The 18750-nt window shown below is 44.3% G+C and carries 23 protein-coding genes; 9 read left to right on the forward strand and 14 right to left on the reverse strand.

The window, feature by feature from the left end:
- The first annotated feature begins 141 nt into the window (after positions 1-141).
- The 6 genes from HPC40_RS02405 to HPC40_RS02430 all read left to right on the forward strand — a co-directional run bounded on the left by HPC40_RS02405 (position 142) and on the right by HPC40_RS02430 (position 5436).
- Positions 142-393, forward strand: a complete 252-nt coding sequence (locus HPC40_RS02405) for a YhdT family protein (protein WP_208117895.1) — start codon at positions 142-144, stop codon at positions 391-393.
- The gene (gene panF, locus HPC40_RS02410) at positions 386-1831 is read left to right on the forward strand and encodes a sodium/pantothenate symporter (RefSeq protein WP_208117941.1); all 1446 of its coding nucleotides are present in this window, start codon (positions 386-388) and stop codon (positions 1829-1831) included. The genes HPC40_RS02405 and panF overlap by 8 nt, the downstream gene beginning before the upstream one ends.
- A 2-nt stretch (positions 1832-1833) precedes the next feature.
- Positions 1834-2718, forward strand: a complete 885-nt coding sequence (prmA, locus tag HPC40_RS02415) for a 50S ribosomal protein L11 methyltransferase (protein WP_208117896.1) — start codon at positions 1834-1836, stop codon at positions 2716-2718.
- A 321-nt stretch (positions 2719-3039) separates the two neighbouring features.
- Positions 3040-4011 carry a tRNA dihydrouridine synthase DusB gene (gene dusB / locus HPC40_RS02420; protein ID WP_208117942.1) on the forward strand — a complete coding sequence of 324 codons (972 nt, stop codon included), beginning with the start codon at positions 3040-3042 and terminating at the stop codon, positions 4009-4011.
- A gap of 33 nt (positions 4012-4044) precedes the next feature.
- Entirely contained in the window at positions 4045-4341 is a 297-nt protein-coding gene (gene fis / locus HPC40_RS02425) for a DNA-binding transcriptional regulator Fis (RefSeq protein ID WP_208117897.1), read from the forward strand.
- Positions 4342-4476: 135 nt separating this feature from the next.
- Entirely contained in the window at positions 4477-5436 is a 960-nt protein-coding gene (locus HPC40_RS02430; RefSeq protein WP_208117898.1) for an ion transporter, read from the forward strand.
- A gap of 12 nt (positions 5437-5448) precedes the next feature.
- Here the strand turns inward: HPC40_RS02430 and glnB are convergent, their stop codons facing one another.
- From glnB to HPC40_RS02500, 14 genes are all read right to left on the reverse strand, one after another.
- Positions 5449-5787: a nitrogen regulatory protein P-II gene (gene glnB, locus HPC40_RS02435; protein WP_208117899.1), complete on the reverse strand. Its 339-nt coding sequence runs from the start codon at positions 5785-5787 to the stop codon at positions 5449-5451.
- A gap of 9 nt (positions 5788-5796) precedes the next feature.
- Positions 5797-6378 (reverse strand): molybdopterin adenylyltransferase, encoded by a 582-nt coding sequence (gene mog / locus HPC40_RS02440; protein WP_208117900.1) that lies wholly within the window; start codon positions 6376-6378, stop codon positions 5797-5799.
- Positions 6375-7280 carry a c-type cytochrome biogenesis protein CcmI gene (gene ccmI, locus HPC40_RS02445; RefSeq protein WP_208117901.1) on the reverse strand — a complete coding sequence of 302 codons (906 nt, stop codon included), beginning with the start codon at positions 7278-7280 and terminating at the stop codon, positions 6375-6377. Before ccmI ends, mog begins: the two co-directional genes overlap by 4 nt.
- Positions 7280-7726: a cytochrome c-type biogenesis protein gene (locus tag HPC40_RS02450; protein WP_208117902.1), complete on the reverse strand. Its 447-nt coding sequence runs from the start codon at positions 7724-7726 to the stop codon at positions 7280-7282. The genes ccmI and HPC40_RS02450 overlap by 1 nt, the downstream gene beginning before the upstream one ends.
- Positions 7714-8271: a DsbE family thiol:disulfide interchange protein gene (locus tag HPC40_RS02455; RefSeq protein WP_208117903.1), complete on the reverse strand. Its 558-nt coding sequence runs from the start codon at positions 8269-8271 to the stop codon at positions 7714-7716. The genes HPC40_RS02450 and HPC40_RS02455 overlap by 13 nt, the downstream gene beginning before the upstream one ends.
- Positions 8268-10232 carry a heme lyase CcmF/NrfE family subunit gene (locus tag HPC40_RS02460; RefSeq protein ID WP_208117904.1) on the reverse strand — a complete coding sequence of 655 codons (1965 nt, stop codon included), beginning with the start codon at positions 10230-10232 and terminating at the stop codon, positions 8268-8270. Before HPC40_RS02460 ends, HPC40_RS02455 begins: the two co-directional genes overlap by 4 nt.
- Complete coding sequence (gene ccmE, locus HPC40_RS02465; protein ID WP_208117905.1) at positions 10229-10792, reverse strand: cytochrome c maturation protein CcmE; 564 nt, start codon at positions 10790-10792, stop codon at positions 10229-10231. Before ccmE ends, HPC40_RS02460 begins: the two co-directional genes overlap by 4 nt.
- The gene (ccmD, locus tag HPC40_RS02470) at positions 10789-10986 is read right to left on the reverse strand and encodes a heme exporter protein CcmD (RefSeq protein WP_235972286.1); all 198 of its coding nucleotides are present in this window, start codon (positions 10984-10986) and stop codon (positions 10789-10791) included. Before ccmD ends, ccmE begins: the two co-directional genes overlap by 4 nt.
- Entirely contained in the window at positions 10983-11723 is a 741-nt protein-coding gene (locus HPC40_RS02475; protein WP_208117906.1) for a heme ABC transporter permease, read from the reverse strand. The genes ccmD and HPC40_RS02475 overlap by 4 nt, the downstream gene beginning before the upstream one ends.
- Positions 11724-11733: 10 nt before the next feature.
- Entirely contained in the window at positions 11734-12396 is a 663-nt protein-coding gene (gene ccmB / locus HPC40_RS02480; protein ID WP_208117907.1) for a heme exporter protein CcmB, read from the reverse strand.
- On the reverse strand, positions 12393-13040 hold the full coding sequence (gene ccmA / locus HPC40_RS02485) for a cytochrome c biogenesis heme-transporting ATPase CcmA (RefSeq protein WP_208117908.1): 648 nt from the start codon (positions 13038-13040) through the stop codon (positions 12393-12395). The genes ccmB and ccmA overlap by 4 nt, the downstream gene beginning before the upstream one ends.
- 223 nt (positions 13041-13263) lie before the next feature.
- Positions 13264-13761 carry a type 3 dihydrofolate reductase gene (folA, locus tag HPC40_RS02490; protein WP_208117909.1) on the reverse strand — a complete coding sequence of 166 codons (498 nt, stop codon included), beginning with the start codon at positions 13759-13761 and terminating at the stop codon, positions 13264-13266.
- Positions 13762-13770: 9 nt separating this feature from the next.
- The gene (locus HPC40_RS02495; RefSeq protein ID WP_208117910.1) at positions 13771-14238 is read right to left on the reverse strand and encodes a threonine/serine exporter family protein; all 468 of its coding nucleotides are present in this window, start codon (positions 14236-14238) and stop codon (positions 13771-13773) included.
- The gene (locus HPC40_RS02500; RefSeq protein ID WP_208117911.1) at positions 14238-15023 is read right to left on the reverse strand and encodes a threonine/serine exporter family protein; all 786 of its coding nucleotides are present in this window, start codon (positions 15021-15023) and stop codon (positions 14238-14240) included. The genes HPC40_RS02495 and HPC40_RS02500 overlap by 1 nt, the downstream gene beginning before the upstream one ends.
- Positions 15024-15118: 95 nt before the next feature.
- On the opposite strand from HPC40_RS02500, the gene proB reads away from it, so the two are divergent.
- The 3 genes from proB (at position 15119) to cyoA (ending at position 18743) form a co-directional block, all read left to right on the forward strand.
- Positions 15119-16246: a glutamate 5-kinase gene (proB, locus tag HPC40_RS02505; RefSeq protein WP_408021817.1), complete on the forward strand. Its 1128-nt coding sequence runs from the start codon at positions 15119-15121 to the stop codon at positions 16244-16246.
- Between the two features lie 10 nt (positions 16247-16256).
- Complete coding sequence (gene proA, locus HPC40_RS02510; RefSeq protein WP_208117912.1) at positions 16257-17513, forward strand: glutamate-5-semialdehyde dehydrogenase; 1257 nt, start codon at positions 16257-16259, stop codon at positions 17511-17513.
- Between the two features lie 270 nt (positions 17514-17783).
- Complete coding sequence (gene cyoA, locus HPC40_RS02515) at positions 17784-18743, forward strand: ubiquinol oxidase subunit II (protein ID WP_208117913.1); 960 nt, start codon at positions 17784-17786, stop codon at positions 18741-18743.
- The last annotated feature ends 7 nt before the right edge of the window (positions 18744-18750 follow it).

Consider the following 18750-nt stretch of genomic DNA (forward strand, 5'->3'; position numbering starts at 1 on the left):
CGGTTAGACCGCACTTTGATGTGGGATTTTATGGGGAGTTATTTTTGTTGATTTATTATTCACTTAACACTTTGGATCTTGAAAAACTTCTGTATAATCAATGTGATTTTTGGGATTGCCGTAATCATTAAGGAGTATTAAATGCCTGTTTCTCATAGATTAAGTCAAGCAACACGGGAGGCGCGTTGGGCGTTGATCGTGACGATACTGTACCTTATAGGGTGGATATGTTGCGCCTATTTGCCACCAGACACCAAAGGACCATTGAATTTTCCACTATGGTTTGAACTCTCTTGTTTGTATCTGCCAATTGTCTTTGTTGTTGTGGCGTATTGGTTGATTAAAATTGTTTACCAAGATGTTTCTCTGGAAAAGGACGTTCATGATGACTAATTTAGGTATGATTATCCCATTAGTGATTTATCTATTATTTGTATTTGGTGCGGCAATCTATGCTTATACTCGCCGTAGCCGTGGAGATTATCTTACCGAATATTATGTTGGTAATCGTTCGATGACAGGGTTTGTTCTGGCGATGACCACGGCTGCAACCTATGCGAGTGCCAGTAGCTTTGTCGGTGGGCCTGGCGCAGCGTACAAATTTGGACTCGGTTGGATTTTACTTGCGATGATCCAGTTACCCGCCGTATGGCTAGCCCTTGGGGTGTTGGGTAAGAAAATGGCGATCTTGTCGCGTAAAGTGGATGCGTTAACGATCAATGATTTGTTATTTTACCGTTATAAAAACCGCACTTTAGTTTGGATCTCATGTGTTGCATTGTTGTTGGCGTTTTTTGTCGCGATGATTGCACAGTTTGTGGGCGGTGCACGTTTGTTAGAAACCACACTTGGGATCAATTATCGCTTATCGTTGCTGATTTTCGCCGTAACAGTAGCACTTTATACGTTTATTGGCGGATTCCGTGCAGTGGTATTAACGGATACGCTACAAGGTGCGGTTATGATTTTGGGGACATTGATTTTGCTTTCAGGTGTGATTTATGCCACGGGAGGAATTGAAAATGCTATGGCGACATTGGAGAGCATCGATCCCAGCTTAGTTACGCCTTATGGTCCAAATGGTATGTTAGGTTTTGAGTTTATGGCATCGTTTTGGGTTTTAGTCTGTTTTGGGGTGGTTGGTTTACCGCATACAGTGATTCGAACAATGGCATATAAGGATAGTAAAGCACTACATAGTGGCATGCTGATTGGGACAATTGTGCTAGGTATTATTATGCTGGGTATGCACCTTTCTGGCGCATTGGGGCGGGCGTTAATCCCAGATTTAACTATTCCCGACCAAGTCATTCCAACGTTAATGGTACAAGTATTACCGCCAATTGTGGCTGGTATTTTTATCGCAACCCCAATGGCGTCAATTATGTCAACGATTGATTCGCAGCTTATTCAATCGTCATCGGTATTTGTGAAAGATATTTATCTTTCATTCAAACCAGAAGCGGCGAATAATCAACGTCGATTATCCATCATTTCGAGCGTTATTACGTTGCTCATCAGCGTATTATTGATTTTTGCAGCTCTCAATCCGCCTGATATGTTAATTTGGCTGAATATTTTTGCCTTTGGTGGCTTAGAAGCTGCGTTTTTATGGGTCATAGTGCTAGGACTTTATTGGGACAAAGCGAATGCTTACGGTGCAATTGCCTCTATGTTGGTGGGAATGACATCGTATATTGGTCTGACCGCAGCAGGTATAAAGTTATTTAATTTCCATGCGATTGTGCCATCACTTATTTTTGGATTGATTGCATTTTTGATTGCCAATAAAGTGGGAGAAAGCAAATTAACCCACCAACTACCGGAGTAACGATGCCTTGGATACAACTTCGTATTGAAAGTACGAAAAATGAAGCCGAACAACTCGAAGAGGCTCTACTTGCACAAGGTGCTGTTTCAGTCACCTTTATGGACAGTGAAGACTGTCCGATTTTTGAACCGCTGCCAGGGGAGACGCGACTGTGGGGGAATACAGTCGTCATAGGGCTTTTTGATGCACAAATCAATGTGCAATCAATTGTCCAAACACTCACTGAACATGGGGTATTAGCCACCAACGTTCAGTATAAAATTGAGCAGATTGAAGATAAAGATTGGGTGCGAGAATGGATGAAAGATTTTAAACCTATCCAGTTTGGCTCTCGTCTTTGGATTTGCCCAACGTGGTTACCTATTCCCGATGAAAGTGCGGTCAATGTGATGCTTGATCCAGGGCTTGCGTTTGGAACAGGGACTCATCCAACAACCGCTCTTTGCCTTGAGTGGCTAGATAGTCTTGATCTGACTGAAAAGACGGTGATTGATTTTGGTTGTGGCTCTGGCATTCTTGCAATTGCTGCACTTAAACTCGGAGCAAAAGCAGCAATTGGCATTGATATTGATCCACAAGCCCTACAAGCAAGTGAACAAAATGCACAAAATAACGGTGTGGGCGGAAAACTTACACTGTACCATGCCAACGATGTGCCAACAACGCTGAAAGGGGATATCGTGGTTGCAAATATTTTGGCAGAACCTTTACGCCTGCTTGCCCCACAAATTGCACAAACGTTACTAAAACCGCAGGGGCAGGTTTGCCTTTCGGGGATTTTAGATACGCAAGCTGATGAAATCGCACAGATTTATCGTCAATATGTGGGAATTGATCACATTCAAGAACGCAGCGAATGGTGTCGCATTGTTGGCACTCGCATATAGGTGATATTGCTTGCAATTTAACCGCACTTTGTTGATTTTATAAACTAAAGTGCGGTTTCTTTTGCGGTATAAGACTGTTTTGAACACAGAACTATGCCGATTTTTTAGACAAATACAACTTAAGCTGAACCGATTAATCTGAAAATAACCCTCAAAATAGGTCATATTCTGGCATTAAATGATTAAAAAAACGCCAAAAATTGGACATGGATCAAAAAAAAAGCATTTGCTTAAAAAATAGGCTTCCCTATTGCGGAAAAAGTGCGTATCATAGCGCCCTTGTTCGGTTTCACGCTACGAGCGTTGTTTAAGTGGGGCGAAATGCGCATTGGAAAATTTCAATTACTAAATCGCGTATTTCTTGCGCCAATGGCGGGGATCACTGATCTTCCTTTCAGGCGGCTATGTGCACGTTTTGGGGCAACATTAACCTACTCTGAAATGATGTCATCAAATCGACAAGTTTGGCATACAGATAAATCACGTCTGCGTGTGGCACACCATCCAGAGATTGGCATTAATGCCGTGCAAATTGCAGGCAGTGATCCGCTTGAGATGGCACAAGCAGCACGTGAGAATGTCGAACTGGGAGCTCAGATTATTGATATTAATATGGGATGTCCTGCAAAAAAGGTTAACCGTAAGCAAGCAGGATCGGCATTGATGCAATCCCCAGCACTCGTGGAGGCGATCTTGCAGGCCGTGGTAAGTGCGGTGGATGTGCCTGTCACCTTAAAGATGCGGACGGGTTGGGATAAACAACACCGTAACTGTGTAGAAATTGCACATATTGCCGAACAATCGGGCATAAGCGCGTTGGCTGTTCATGGGCGTACTCGCAGCTGTATGTACGAAGGGGAGGCAGAATATGAGCATATTCGAGCAGTGAAAAGTGCGGTCAGTATTCCTGTGATTGCAAACGGTGATATTACCACACCTGAGAAGGCGAAATTTGTGTTGGATTACACTGGCGCAGATGCAGTGATGATTGGTCGAGCCGCACTTGGGCAACCATGGTTGTTTGAACAAGTTGATAGCTTTTTGCAAACGGGCGTAGCTGTAGCTCCGCCAAGCCTAGCAGAAAAATGTCAAATTGCTCTTGAGCATATTCGCGCATTGCATCAATTTTATGGTGCGCAAAAAGGCTTTCGAGTGGCACGTAAACATTTAGGCTGGTATTTGGATAACATTAAGCCAGACATAACGTTTAAGCGCAAGTTTAATGCGATTAATGATCCTGATGAACAGTTAGTTGCATTAAATGCGTTTTTTGACTCAATTCAGGTGAATTGAGATGTTTTTTTAGTTAAATGGAATAAATTGAATATGTTAGAACAACGTAGTAATTCAGACGCATTGACCGTATCGACGTTAAATGCACAATCTCAACTTACAAATAAACCTCTAAGAGATTCTGTTAAACAAGCATTGAAAAACTATTTAGCACAGTTAAATGGTCAAGACGTGAATGATCTTTATGAATTGGTGCTGTCTGAAGTTGAGCATCCAATGTTAGATATGGTTATGCAATATACTCGTGGTAATCAAACACGTGCTGCCAACATGCTTGGTATTAACCGTGGCACATTGCGTAAAAAATTAAAAAAATACGGAATGGGTTGATAATCAAATTTAAAAAGACCCGCCTTGAGCGGGTTTTTCTTACCTAAAAACGTTAACTTATCACATTTTTTCTTTTCCTTGCTCGCGCTTTTACCACATTCTTTTATAATGTAAGGAAATAGGCAGAGGCAAGCTATGTTAAGTTCATTTCGACGTACCGTATATTATGTGTTAGAAAGTTCACATAAGGGGGGATTTCTACGCTATTTGATCAATTCTCTGATCGTTTTGTTGATAATATTAAATGTCTTGGCGGTTATTTTTGAATCAGATCGGGATATTTATCTGCGTTTTTATTCGTTTTTTTATCAATTTGAAGTGATTTCTGTTGCACTTTTTTCATTGGAATATCTCGCCCGTATTTGGGTCATACCAGAGAAATATAAAACGTTACCAGCATGGAAAGTGCGGTTGAAATGGCTGATTTCACCGAGTGCCATCATTGATCTGTTAGCCATTTTACCGTCAATCTTCTATCATTTTCTGCCATTTGATCTGCGGTTATTACGCATTTTCCGTTTAGTCCGAATTTTGAAATTATCTCGCTATTTCACAGCGATGCAGCTATTGTTGAAAGTCATTGCGCGTGAAAAACGCTCTTTCCAAGCTGTACTCATGATCTTACTGGTTTTAATCGTTATTTCTGCCAGTGCGATTTATGTGGTTGAGCATAGTGTACAACCGCAGGCGTTCGGTTCTATTCCTAAATCCATGTGGTGGGCGGTGGTAACATTGACGACAGTAGGTTATGGCGATGTTACGCCCATTACGCCATTAGGCAAGTTTTTGGGCGCGATGATTACTATACTTGGCATTGGCGTTGCTGCATTGCCTGCGGGGATTTTGGCGTCTGGTTTTGCCAGTGAATTAAATCAACGTCGTCAGCGCATGGAACAAAAATTTAGGCAGTCATTAATGGATGAAAGTAGCCTTGTGCTTGATGAGCAAAAAATTAAGCGATTGCGACGCACTCTTGGGCTTTCCCATGAAATTGCGCATGAAATCTTACAACAGGTTATCACGGAAAAGCGGCTGCAGAAAAGCGAGCATGAAACCAAAGGATATTGCCCACATTGCGGCAAAAAATTACCCTAAAGTGCGGTCAGCTTAAAGTGCCTCTTCATTTTCTTCGCTAGTTCGAATGCGAATCACGCGCTCGACATCGTAAATGAAAATTTTGCCATCTCCGATTTTGCCTGTTTGTGCGGTCGAGATAATGGCGTCTACCGCACGGTCAACATCCTCGTCTAGCACGACAATATCCAATTTCACTTTCGGCAAAAAGTCCACCATGTATTCTGCACCACGATACATCTCTGTGTGCCCTTTTTGTCGCCCAAAGCCTTTCACTTCAGAAACGGTCATTCCAGTGATGCCGACATCAGATAATGCTTCACGAACATCATCAAGTTTAAAGGGTTTAATAATTGCTTCAATTTTTTTCATTATTTCTCCTTAGCTACGACGGGCAGATTTAGGGCGAAAGGCACTAACAACCGCCTCATTTGTTTCTACATAAATCCCGCTAAGCAGTTGCAGACAATAGGGCACCGCACTGAAAATGCCTTGTACGATCGTGTGCCCATCAGCGTTTTTTACTCCCTCAAGGGTTTCTTTAATCGCTTTGGGTTGCCCTGGCAGATTTAAAATGAGGCTTTGCTTACGAATGACACCAACTTGGCGTGATAAAAGTGCGGTCGGCACAAAATGCAGGCTCACTTGACGCATCTGCTCTCCAAAACCAGGCATTTCACGATCAGCCACTGCAAGCGTAGCATCTGGCGTAACATCGCGCAGGGCAGGGCCTGTTCCACCTGTTGTTAAGACTAAATCACAGTGGTGAGTATCGACTAACTCGATCAATGTTTGCTCAATGAAGGCTTGTTCATCGGGAATTAAACGGCATTCAAGGCTAAATTCACCGACCAATGCTTGTTTAAGCCAATTTTCGAGTTCTGGCAAACCTTGATCGGCATAAACGCCTTGACTTGCCCGATCGGAAACTGAAACAAGTCCGATTTTGAGATGCTCGCTCATTGTGTTTTCTCCTGTGATTGGTTATTTTGTTGCGCCAGTGCACGTTGTGCTTGCTCAATACTTCGCTCAATGAGGGGAATGCGCGGATCATCGGCTGGCAGTAATTTTAACATCATTTTCCATGCGGTTAATGCCATGGTGTAATTTTCTTTTTCGTAGGCATTAAACGCCAGCAAACTTAATGCTTGCGTATTGGTGTGGTCTTGCTTAATCACTTGACGTAGTAGCATTTCGCCTTGCACCTGATCACGCTCATCTTGAGAAAATAACAAGATGCGTGCGTAGCTGACTTTATAATTCATCTCGTTGGGTTGCAACGTAAAAGCCCGTTTATAACTGTCCAATGTGAGTTGTGCATTGTTCGTATTCATACCGATTTGCCCTAAAAGCCACCAACTTTGGGCATCATTGGGATCTTGTTGTAAATGGGTGCGTAGCGCAATGGTGAAGTGTTGTAATTCATCTTGCGTTAAGGGTTTAGTTTGTTCTTCATTTAGCCGTTGATAAAGTGCGGGTAGCTGCGTTTGAGCATGTTCAAGCTGTTGTTGGGCATGCCAAGCACCAACGCTAAAATAGGTGGCAAGTGCGATGATCGTTACGCTTAGCGTGGCAGAGATAAACCAAATGCCGCCACGTTCAATGCGTGTTGTTGTAACCGCACTTTGTGTTGCTGGAATATCTGTCAGCAGGCGTTGTTGTAGCTCTTGCTGCGTTTGTGCGCTATCGTCTAGTACCCCTTCGGCTTGCTGGCGTTGTGTTTCGTGCAAACTGTGATAATAAAATGCACGATTGAGTTCTTGTTGGCGTATATAAGTGCGGTTGTCTTGGCGACGCAATAGCGGGTAAAACGCAAGCAACGCGATAATGAGTGTGAAGCCTAAAATAGATAACCACAATGCCATTATTTCTGCTCCTTATCTGAATGTAAGACTTGCGCTAGGCGTGAATGGTCAAGCGGTTCGGTCCGCCGTTTTGGCGGCGTGCGTTTAAAAAAGAGCCCAAGACCGATCAGCAAGAGTATAATCGGTAATAGCCATAAAATGACAGTAGATGGCGTAAGCGGCGGATCGTAGGTGACGAAATTGCCGTAGCGTAATACCATATAATCAATGATGTCTTGTTTGCTTTTGCCTTGTTGCAACAATTCAAAGACTTTTGCCCGCATATCGGTGGCAATAGTGGCGTTGGAATCTGCGATGTTATTATTTTGGCACTGCGGGCAACGCAACTGTTCGATTAATTGATGATATGTCTTTTCTTGCTCGCGCGACTGAAACTGCAAGACCTCAATGGCAGCATTTGCGTGAATCGCAAAGCACATCATTATGCAGAGGATTATTTTTTGCATTGTGCCTCCTGCGCGTATCGGGTATAAATTGGCTTGAGCGTATTTTCCCATACTGTGGCGTCCACTGCCCCTGCAAAGCGATAACGAATGATGCCTTGGCAGTCAATGACAAAGGTTTCTGGTGCGCCATAAACACCTAAGTCAAAGCCTAGCGCCCCTTTTTCATCGAAAATAACGTGTTGATACGGATTACCCAATTGTTCCAGCCATGCCAGTGCAGCAGAACGTTGGTCTTTATAATTCGCACCGACGATTTGAACCGCACTTTTCAACGTATTTAGGTAACTGTGTTCTGCATAGCAAGTCGGACACCATGTTGCCCACACATTCAGTAAAATGGGACGGGTTGTGATAATGCGTTGCTCACTTATACGCCCTTGGCGTTGATCAAGCGCAGGAAGATCAAAGTGCGGTAAAGGTTTACCAACCAAAGCAGATTCCAATGCTTTAGGATCATCTCCATGGGCATTGCGTAGCAGTTGCCAGCCAAAGAGAGCGACCAAAATAACAAATGCAATTAAGGGTAAAAATAATGTTTTTTTCATAGAACCTCTTTTTTACCTTGTTTGACCACACGCGCAAGGCGATAGCGTCGGTCGCTGATACATAAGAGTCCACCGAGTGCCATAAATAATCCGCCAAGCCAAATCCAGCGTACGAAAGGTTTAAAATAGAGCCGTAATGCCCACGCATTATTATCTAATCGCTCTCCTAAAGCTACATAGAGATCGCGGCTAAATCCCCAATCAATCGCTGCTTCGGTCATGCTCATGCGACTGACGGTATAAAAGCGTTTTTCTGCGTGTAGCGTTGCTTGAGGATGACCGTTTTTGTGCACCTCAATTTGGGCACTTGCGCCTTGATAGTTTGCGCCATCTTGTGGCTTTACACCTTGAAAGGTGAATTGGTAACCTGCGATGTCAACGCTATCGCCAGCTTGTATCCGCACATCTCGCTCAATGCTAAAATTTTGGCTAAAGGCAATGCCAAAGACCGTCATTGCCACACCTAAGTGGGCACTAACCATGCCAAAATGCGAGCGTGAGAGTTTGCGAATGCCGACCCAAAATGAGTAGCGGTGTGTGGCACGCTGATGTAGTTCATATAGACTGAGTAATACAATAATGACCGCCATCATCGTACCTAATACGACAGTGGTTGTGAGGCGGTCAAAAAGTGTGTATGGCAAAATAATGCCCAATAAAAGCATCATGATTATGCTGATGATCACAGGCTTGCGAATAGCACTGATGTGATCACGTCGCCATTTGACTAATGGACCAATGCCGAGAATAAACGAGAATGGCACCATCAAGATGATAAACATTTGATTAAAAAAAGGCGCACCCACGGAAATCGAGCCTAGTCCGAGTTGTTTATGTAAGAGCGGTAGTAGCGTGCCGATCAAGACCACCGAAAGTGCGGTCATCAAAATCACATTATTGAGTAGGAGCAGATTTTCGCGTGAGTAGCGTTCATAATGGTTAATGGAACGAATTTGGCTGCCTTTAAACGCATAAAGGGTCAGCGATCCGCCAATCACAAGCACGAGATAGGCTAAAATAAACATGCCGCGTGTTGGGTCAGAGGCGAACGCGTGTACCGAAACCAAAATGCCTGAGCGTACTAAAAACGTGCCAAGTAGACAGAGTGAAAACGCAAGAATGGCAAGGAGCACCGTCCACGCTTTGAAACTGCCTCGTTTTTCAGTGACTGACAGTGAATGGATGAGTGCAGTGCCAGCTAGCCATGGCATTAAGGAGGCGTTTTCCACGGGATCCCAAAACCACCATCCACCCCAACCGAGTTCATAATATGCCCACCATGATCCGAGCACAATACCAAGTGTTAAAAATACCCAGGCTGCCAGCGTCCAAGGGCGAGACCAGCGGGCCCACGCTGTGTCAAGTTGCCCACCGATAAGGGCGGCAATCGCAAATGCAAACGCGATGGAAAAACCGACATAGCCCATATACAGTAGCGGTGGATGGAAAATGAGCCCGATGTCTTGTAATAACGGATTGAGCTCGCGCCCGTCCACTGGGAAATCGGGAAAAGTGCGGTCAAATGGGTTTGAGGTAAAAAGAATAAAAATCAAAAAGCCGATGCTAATGAGCCCCAGCACGGCAATAACGCGCGAAATGGCTTCCAGTGGTAGGCTTTTGCTGAGCAAAGCAACAGCTGCCCCCCATAGGGAGAGCAACCAAATCCAGAGTAATAATGATCCTTCGTGCGAGCCCCACACCGCAGATAGGCGATAGTAGAGGGGTAATTGGGTATTCGAATTATTGACAACATATTGCACGCTGAAATCGTTGACGGCAAAAAGATAACTCAAGCTAATAAATGCGACCGTTAAGCTGATAAATAAACTCACACTTAACGGACGGGCGAGCAACATTAAAGTGCGGTTGTGCTGTATACTGCCAAGGCTTGGCAAAGCGGCTTGTAGGATGGCAAGCGCAAGCGAAAGGGCAAGAGCGTAATTTCCAAATTCTGCGATCATTTATCCGCTCCATTGGCATCAATCGTTTGTTTTAAGTGTTGATTGAATTTTTCGATGGCATGCGTATCACGCTCTGATTGCCCTTTTAAGTCGTGTTCGCTTACCCCCATTGGCTGATGCACTTTTTGCATTTGGCTTTCCAATTCAGGTGGCACATAGTTTTCATCGTGTTTAGCAAGCACTTCAGTGGCTTTCAGGGTTTTTTCATCAAGCAAAACGCCTTGTGCCACGATGCCTTGCCCTTCACGGAATAAATCGGGCAAGATTCCGTCGTATTCAACGGTGATAGCAGGGCCAATATCATTGAGATCAAACCGCACTTTTAGGCTGTTGGGATCACGTTTAACTGATCCTTCTACCACCATACCCCCCACACGCAAACGTTGTCCAATATGTGGCTTGCTATTGGCGTGATTATCCTTGCCATAAATTACTTCGGAAGGGGTGTAGAATAAATCAATATTTTGCCGCAGGGCGAACAGCATTAAGCCGACGGCAATGCTTAAGCCAATCAGCACGAATATCACCACTTTTAGGCGAGATTTTCGTCTTGGATTCATACGCGCTCCTTTTCTAATTGTGCTTGGCGTTGATGATATTTGGCAATGTGGCGCAAAAGTCGTTTGTGTTCGCTTACGCTGGCAATAATTAAAATAGCAAGGCAAAGTGCGGTTAACCCATAACAGAGCCAAACATAAAAGCCATAGCCTCCCATATGAATAAAATCAGCAAACGTCGTAAAAAATGGTGTCATGTTGTCACTCCCAGTAATGCTTTCACCCATGGGCGTTTATAATCTTCCTTGATTAACGCATTGCGATAGCGGATTAAACTTAGCCACACGGTTAAAAATAAAAAGCCCACAATAGCGAGAAGCAATGGATAGAGCATCTCAACAGCCATCGAGGGCTTGGCAAATTTGGTGATGGTTGCCCCTTGGTGCAGGGTGTTCCACCACTGTACAGAAAAATGAATAATCGGTAAATTGACAACGCCGACTAATGCGAGCACTCCAGCGACTTTTGCCCCTTGGCGTGAATCATCAAAGGCATTGTAAAGGGCGATAATTCCAAGATATAAGAAAAAGAGAATTAACTCAGACGTTAGGCGTGCATCCCATACCCACCATGTTCCCCACATGGGCTTGCCCCAAATTGCCCCTGTGAGAAGGGCAAGAAAGGTAATCGTTGCCCCAATAGGTGCGATAGCAATCATTGCTAAATAGGCTTGGCGAATTTGCCAAATTAATCCCACTGCAGCAGCGACAGCCATGCTGGCATAAATGCCCATTGACCAAATCGCACTTGGCACGTGGACGTAAATCATACGAAAGCCATTGCCTTGCTGATAATCCGCAGGTGCAAATGCCAGCCCCCAGACAAGTGCGATGGTGAGTGTAAAAAGTGCGGTCAGCCCAAAAAATGGAATAAATTTGCCACACAATACATATTGTGTTTCAGGTTTTGCATAAGGGTGAAGCCATTTCCACATCGTATTGTCCTTAATCTAAATTAATTTTGATTGCACCCGCTATGGCGAATGGCGCAAGCGTTATTGTCAGCATCATAATTGCCCCTAAAATTGCCAGTTGTGCAGTATAGTTTAATTGAAGCTGTGCCGCATCCAAGGCGGCGGCAGAAAAAATCAGTACTGGGATAATTAAGGGGATCACCAGTAAACTTAATAAGACCCCACCACGACGCAAGCCTACGGTTAATGCCACACCAATAGCACCAATGGCACTTAGGGTTGGTGTGCCTAAAAGTAAGGTTAATACTAACGCCCACCAGACTTGACTATCAAGGTTTAGGAATAGGGCTGCAATTGGTGAGAGCAAAATCAGTGGCAGTGCGGTGATTAACCAGTGTGCGAGTATTTTCGCCAACATAATGACTGATAATGGCGCACAAAGCAGGGTTAATTGTTCCAATGCCCCGTCGCGAAAATCATCAGCAAAAAGGCGTTCAAATGCTAATAGTGCAGAAAAGAGTGTTGCCACCCACACCACACCTGGTGCAATGCGAGCAAGTAATGCAGGTTCAGGCCCGATCACCAACGGAAATAAACTGATGACCATTAAAAAAAACCATAATGGATTGAGCAACGCTGATTTATTGAGCCAAGCGAGGTGTAATTCACGTAGTAAAATGGCAGTAAACATCATGTGTTCTCCTGACATTTAAATGTGCTGAGATCAAGGCGTTGCAGCATACTGCTGGCGACAGTCTGGTGGCTGGTTAAAATCACGATTCCCCCTTTATGGCAGTGTTGCTCAAAAAGTGCGGTCAGTGCATGCTGCCCTTGTGTATCAATTGCGGTAAACGGTTCATCTAGGAGCCAAATGGGGGCAAGGCTGAGGTAAAGCCGCGCCAGTGCCACACGTCTTTGCTGCCCTGCTGAGAGTTGAAAAAGTGCGGTGTCTTCTAAGCCCGCTAAACCTACGCGATAAAGTGCCTCCACAACCGCACTTTCACTTTGCAGGCTTGGGGTAACACGTTGATAAAAAAGCAGATTATCCAATGGGCTGAGTTGTGGTTTCATCCCGCTTTGGTGCCCAAGATAAAGCAGCTTAGCGAGATAGGCCTCACGTTGGCGTGCGAGAGGTTTACCGTCTAACCGCACTTCACCGTGTAGTGGTGTTGACAGCCCTGCAATGATACGCAGTAGGCTTGTTTTGCCAATACCATTGTGCCCAACGAGTTGCCACATTTCGCCAGATTTCATGGTGCACGAAAGTGCAGCGAACAGTGTGTTGTCACCACGCTGACAGGCTAGTTGGCAAAGTTCAAGTTGGTGTTGGGTAAACATAGGCAACCTTTTATTGTCGTGAGTGAGGATTTTAGCATAGCCTTTTCATGCAGTGCTAATCTCACACCTGTATTGCATTACCACTTAAGATGTAGAAAAATGCATGTTTTGTCTCGTATTTTACATTTTTAACACTTAATTAATTGAATTATAAAGAAAACTTTATAAAAAAATAGTTGCAACAATCTTGATCTATCGCAAATTGACCAAAGGGCGGTTAGTATTAATTATGCGTATCGGGAATGCGTTGATAAATGCTAAAGCGACAGGCATAGGCATTTTTATCATCGGCTGGCTCCATTTTCTCAAACACGCATTGCCAGTGTGAAAGTGTTATGTCTGGGAAAAAAGTGTCACCATCAAGTGCGGTTTGAATTTCGGTAAGATACAGTGTGGTTGCCAGGGGCAAGGCTTGACTGAAAAGCTGCCCGCCGCCAATAATCATCACTTCGGGAGCTTGAGTACAAAGTGCAAGTGCCGTATCTAAATTGTCCGCCCATGTGATGTTATCTGCCTCAAATGGGGTGCGAGAGAGGACAATATTATGGCGATTTGGCAGGGCTTTACCAATGGATTCAAAGGTTTTTCTCCCCATAATGACCGGTTTATTGAGTGTATTTTGTTTAAACCACGCTAAATCGCGTGGCAAATGCCATGGCATGGTATTGTTTTTACCGATAACACGGTTTTGCGTCATGGCAACGATTAAACTAATTTGCATGTGCTCTCCTTACACCACAGGGCGTTGGCGGAAAAACAATAGCCCCGGCAGTGCCAGACCAAATGCTAATGCGCCAAGAATAAAACCTGATTTCACGAAGTTATCCACCGCTTGTTGGAAAAGGGTGTCAGCATAGCCGAAATGATGAATCTGCACAACTGCAATCATTGCTTTATAGGCATAAACGCCAGGGATCATGGGAATGATGGCAGCAACGGTAAAAACTTTCGGATGTGCGAGAAAACGTTGGGAGAGATAAACGCCAATAAAGCCAATGAGACTTGCAGCAAAAAAGGTGGCAAACACCATTGGCATATCAAGAGTAAGCAGTAAGAGCTTACGAAACGCATGCCCTAACGCTCCGAGCATGGCACAATATTTTAACACATTGGGTGGAACGTTAAATAATAAGGCAAAGCCTACCGCAGGAATGGCAGCAAAAAACATATCATCGAGCAAGGTTAGTAGTAATGTCATTAGCCACCCCACTGATGAATATTGAGTAAACTTAATGCAAACACAATGCCCATACAGGCCCCGAACGTAAGCACGGTGGCAAATGCCCAGCGCCCGATGCCCATATTCGTAAAGCCTTTTAAAATATCAGACAATGCATTAATGTAAGGAAAGCCAGGCACGAGCAGCAATACGCTAGAAGCGATGGCGATTTGTGGATCATTTCCAAGACCAAAGCGTAATGATAGGCTTGAAATACAGGTGGCAACGAAAGCGGTTGTAGCAAATACGATGGTGGGATTATAGTGTTGCATTGCCAATAGTTGGCGCACAAACATCGCAACGCTGGCGGCAAAAAACGTGATGGCGCAAATGGTCGCATCGCCACCTGATAACCGTGCAAAACTGGCGCAGGATAAGCCAACCAATAATACGACTAAATAACGATTGTATTTATACGGGCGAATAGCATAGAGTTTTTTATGCACGGTGTCAGTGTCGTAAATGTGATGTTCTGCGGCAATGACAATGTGCTGCACATCGGTTACCACGTGCATATTAATGCCACGGTCTTGGTTGCGTCGGGTGGTTGTGATGCAGTTACCTTCATGGCGTGTAGTTAATACGACCGCATTTGCGGTAAGTGCAATTTCAACACTTTCCACCCCAAGTGCTTTGCCTAATCGCTCGGCCACTTGGCTTACCAGCGTGCTTTCTGCACCGTGTTGCAAAAGTAAAAGTGCGGTATGCACACATAAGCGTGTAATTTCCTGCTGCTCATGATGTGAGATTTTTTTAAGCTGCATGGATAAACGTCCTAGCCACTAATTTATGAATGATTTTTGCTGGGAATAATGGTAACGTAACAAAAAAATTTTTTCATTATATAAGATTAAAAATTATGCAAAAAATGCTCACGCCTGAACAACATCAAGTCAAAACGGTGGTGCTGAAATTTGGTACAAGTGTGCTGACACAGGGATCGCCAAAACTTAACCGTCCACATATGCTTAATATCGTGCGCCAGTGTGCCACCCTGAAGCAAATGGGCTTGCGGGTCGTGATTGTCACTTCGGGGGCGGTTGCGGCTGGGCGCGATTATTTGCGTCAACCACAATTACCACCGACTATTGCATCAAAACAAATGCTTGCGGCGGTTGGGCAGAGTCAATTGATTCAGACCTGGGAGCAATTATTTGATATTTATGATATTTTTATCGGGCAAATGTTGCTAACACGTGCTGATTTGGACGATCGTGAACGTTTTTTAAATGCTCGTGACACACTCAATGCGTTGCTTGATAACGACATTATTCCAATCATTAATGAAAATGATGCGGTAGCAACGGCAGAAATTAAGGTGGGTGATAATGATAATTTATCGGCATTGGTAGCGATTTTGGCAAATGCTGACCAGCTTTATTTACTCACTGATCAACAGGGATTATTCGACAGCGATCCTCGTAGCAACCCAAATGCGTGCTTAATTCCCGTGGTGGAAAAAATTACAGATGAGATCCGCGCAATTGCGGGGGGGAGTGTATCGGGGCTGGGTACTGGTGGAATGAGTACCAAAATTACCGCAGCAGATATAGCGACCCGTTTTGGTATCGAAACTATTATCGCGCCTGGTGGGCAAGATGGGGTGATTGTTGCCTTAGCCCAAGGGCAGGCGATTGGCACTAAATTTATTGCAAGCCATACGTTGCAACGGCGAAAACAATGGCTTTTTGCTGCGCCCAAAGTCGGGCAAGTTATGGTGGATGCGGGGGCAGCACAGGCAATTTTGCATGATCATAGCTCGCTGCTTCCTGCCGGCATTGTGCAGGTGAAAGGGCGTTTTTCACGGGGCGAGGCGGTGATCATTTGTAACCAAGAAGGTAAGCATATTGCGCTTGGTATGGCGTGTTATAACAGTGATGCGTTGGCGATCATCAAAGGGCATAAGTCTAATGAAATAACCGCACTTTTAGGTTATGAATATGGACATGTGGCGATTCATCGTGATGATATGGTAGTTTTAGATTAAGGAAGAGGCTATGCAACTAGAAGAAATGGGAAAACGCGCCAAAGCTGCAGCATTTGAATTGGCACAATTGAGCACACAGGCAAAAAATCACGCATTAGCGGTTATAGCAAGTGAATTGGAAGCGAATAGTGATGCGATTTTGGCAGCAAATGCGCAAGATATTGCAAATGCACGCGAGCAGGGTTTAAGTGACGCTATTGTCGATCGGCTGTTACTCACGTCTGAACGTCTAAGTGGCATCGCTCATGATGTTCGCCATGTGATCACCCTTGCCGATCCTGTTGGGAAAGTGATTGATGGTGGACGATTAGACAGTGGATTATCCCTTTCTCGAGTACGAGTGCCTTTAGGCGTTGTTGCAACAATTTATGAAGCACGTCCAAATGTCACTATTGATGTTGCATCGCTTTGTCTTAAAACAGGCAATGCGGTGATTTTGCGTGGCGGCAAAGAAACACGCCACACAAATGCGGTCTTGTTGCAAGTGGTGCAAACCGCACTTTCGCAAGCGGGTTTACCGCAAGATGCTGTACAGGCTATTTTAGATCCTGACCGCACTTTGGTGTTGGAATTGCTAAAACTTGACCGCTATGTAGACATGATTATTCCACGAGGTGGTGCAGGTTTGCATCAACTTTGCAAAGAGCAAGGCACGATCCCCGTGATTGTGGGCGGCATCGGTATTTGTCATACGTTTGTCGAGCAAAGTGCGGATCAAGCACGTGCACTGGCGTTGATCAATAATGCGAAAACGCAGCGACCTAGTGCGTGTAATGCGTTAGAAACACTATTAGTACAACGCAGCATTGCCGACGAATTTCTTCCGCAGGTGGTGGTTGAGCTGGCGGGTAAAGGTGTTCATTTTTACGCGGATAGCACGGCTTTCCCGATTTTACAAAAGTGCGGTGCTGATGTTAGTCCTGTCAGTGATGAGCAGTTGCGACGCGAGGCATTATGTAATGATATGAATGTGGTGCTAGTAGATGACATTGTGCAAGCCATTGCTCATATTCGTGAATATGGTAGTGCACATTCAGATGCGATTTTAACCCAGTCGCCACAGCTGGCACAGCAATTTATCAATCAAGTGGATTCCGCCACCGTGTATGTGAATGCCAGCACCCGTTTTACTGACGGCGGTCAGTTTGGTCTAGGTGCTGAGGTTGCTGTGAGTACACAAAAATTGCATGCTCGCGGACCGATGGGGCTGGAGGCTCTCACAACGTATAAATGGGTCTGCGTTGGCGATTATCTTAGCCGAGCATAGCCTTTTAACTCAGACCGCACGCAGTGATTTATCGTGCGGTTTTTTGTGATCATATTAAAATAAATTAGAAAATATTGTGTTAAAAATGTTAATTTCTTGCAAGTAAGTATTAACAAACCTTATAATAGGCGATGAAATAAGCGTTGCCTGCGGGTTAAAACCGCACTTTTTATGTGCAAGGCTTATTGAACTTGAGTCTGCACTTAACGATTTACTCCTTCTAAACACTATTTTGCAGCACAAATGTTAAATTCACAGAGGTTAAATGTGATGAGAAAATCAAAATCCGTCGCTTGGATATTGGGTTCTTTCTTGTTGCTATTACTCGCAGGTTGTTCAGGTGGGATTTTAGACCCGAAAGGACAAGTGGGTATGGCAGAGCGGAATCTCATTTTAACAGCAACTGGCTTGATGCTAATTGTGGTTATTCCTGTTATTTTTATGACGTTCTATTTCGCTTGGAAATATCGTCATAATCGCCCTGATGCTGATAAAGATTATGAACCAAATTGGGCGCACAGTAACAAAATTGAATTCGTGATGTGGACTATTCCAATCATCATCATCGCTATTCTTGCTACAATTACATGGAAAACAACCCATGAACTCGATCCTTATCGTCCGTTAGCACCAGAGGAAGATACGATGACCATTGAAGTGGTGTCAATGGATTGGAAATGGCTATTTATTTATCCTGAGCAGAATATTGCGGTGGTGAATGAAATGGCATTGCCTGTGGGGAAAGCTGTTAAATTCAAAATTACGTCTAATTCGGTAATGAATTCCTTCTTTATTCCACAATTAGGGAGTCAAATTTATACCATGGCGGCAATGCAAACACAGCTGCATTTGATTGCAGATCATCCTGGTGTTTATCAAGGTTTGTCAGCAAATTATAGTGGCTCTGGTTTCTCTGATATGACTTTTAAAGTTCATGCCGATGACCAAGCAACATTTGATGCGTGGGTAGAAAAAGTGCGGTCAAGTAATACTTCACTGACGTTGGCTGAGTATAAAGCATTGTCAAAACCGAGTAAGAAAAATCCAGTAACGTATTACTCAAGCGTTGAAAATGGCTTGTTTAGCTATATTCTCAATGAATTTGGTGGGCATTTTAGCCATGGCGGACATGCCGTAGAAGCGAGTGGTGAGCGGCACCATCATAACCATGATGATCACCAAGAACATTCACATGGGGCTGAACATTCGCATTCAGCGACACAACAGTAAAGGAATT

Origin of the sequence: Spirabiliibacterium falconis (assembly GCF_014885015.1) — a bacterium.
Classification (GTDB): domain Bacteria; phylum Pseudomonadota; class Gammaproteobacteria; order Enterobacterales; family Pasteurellaceae; genus Spirabiliibacterium; species Spirabiliibacterium falconis.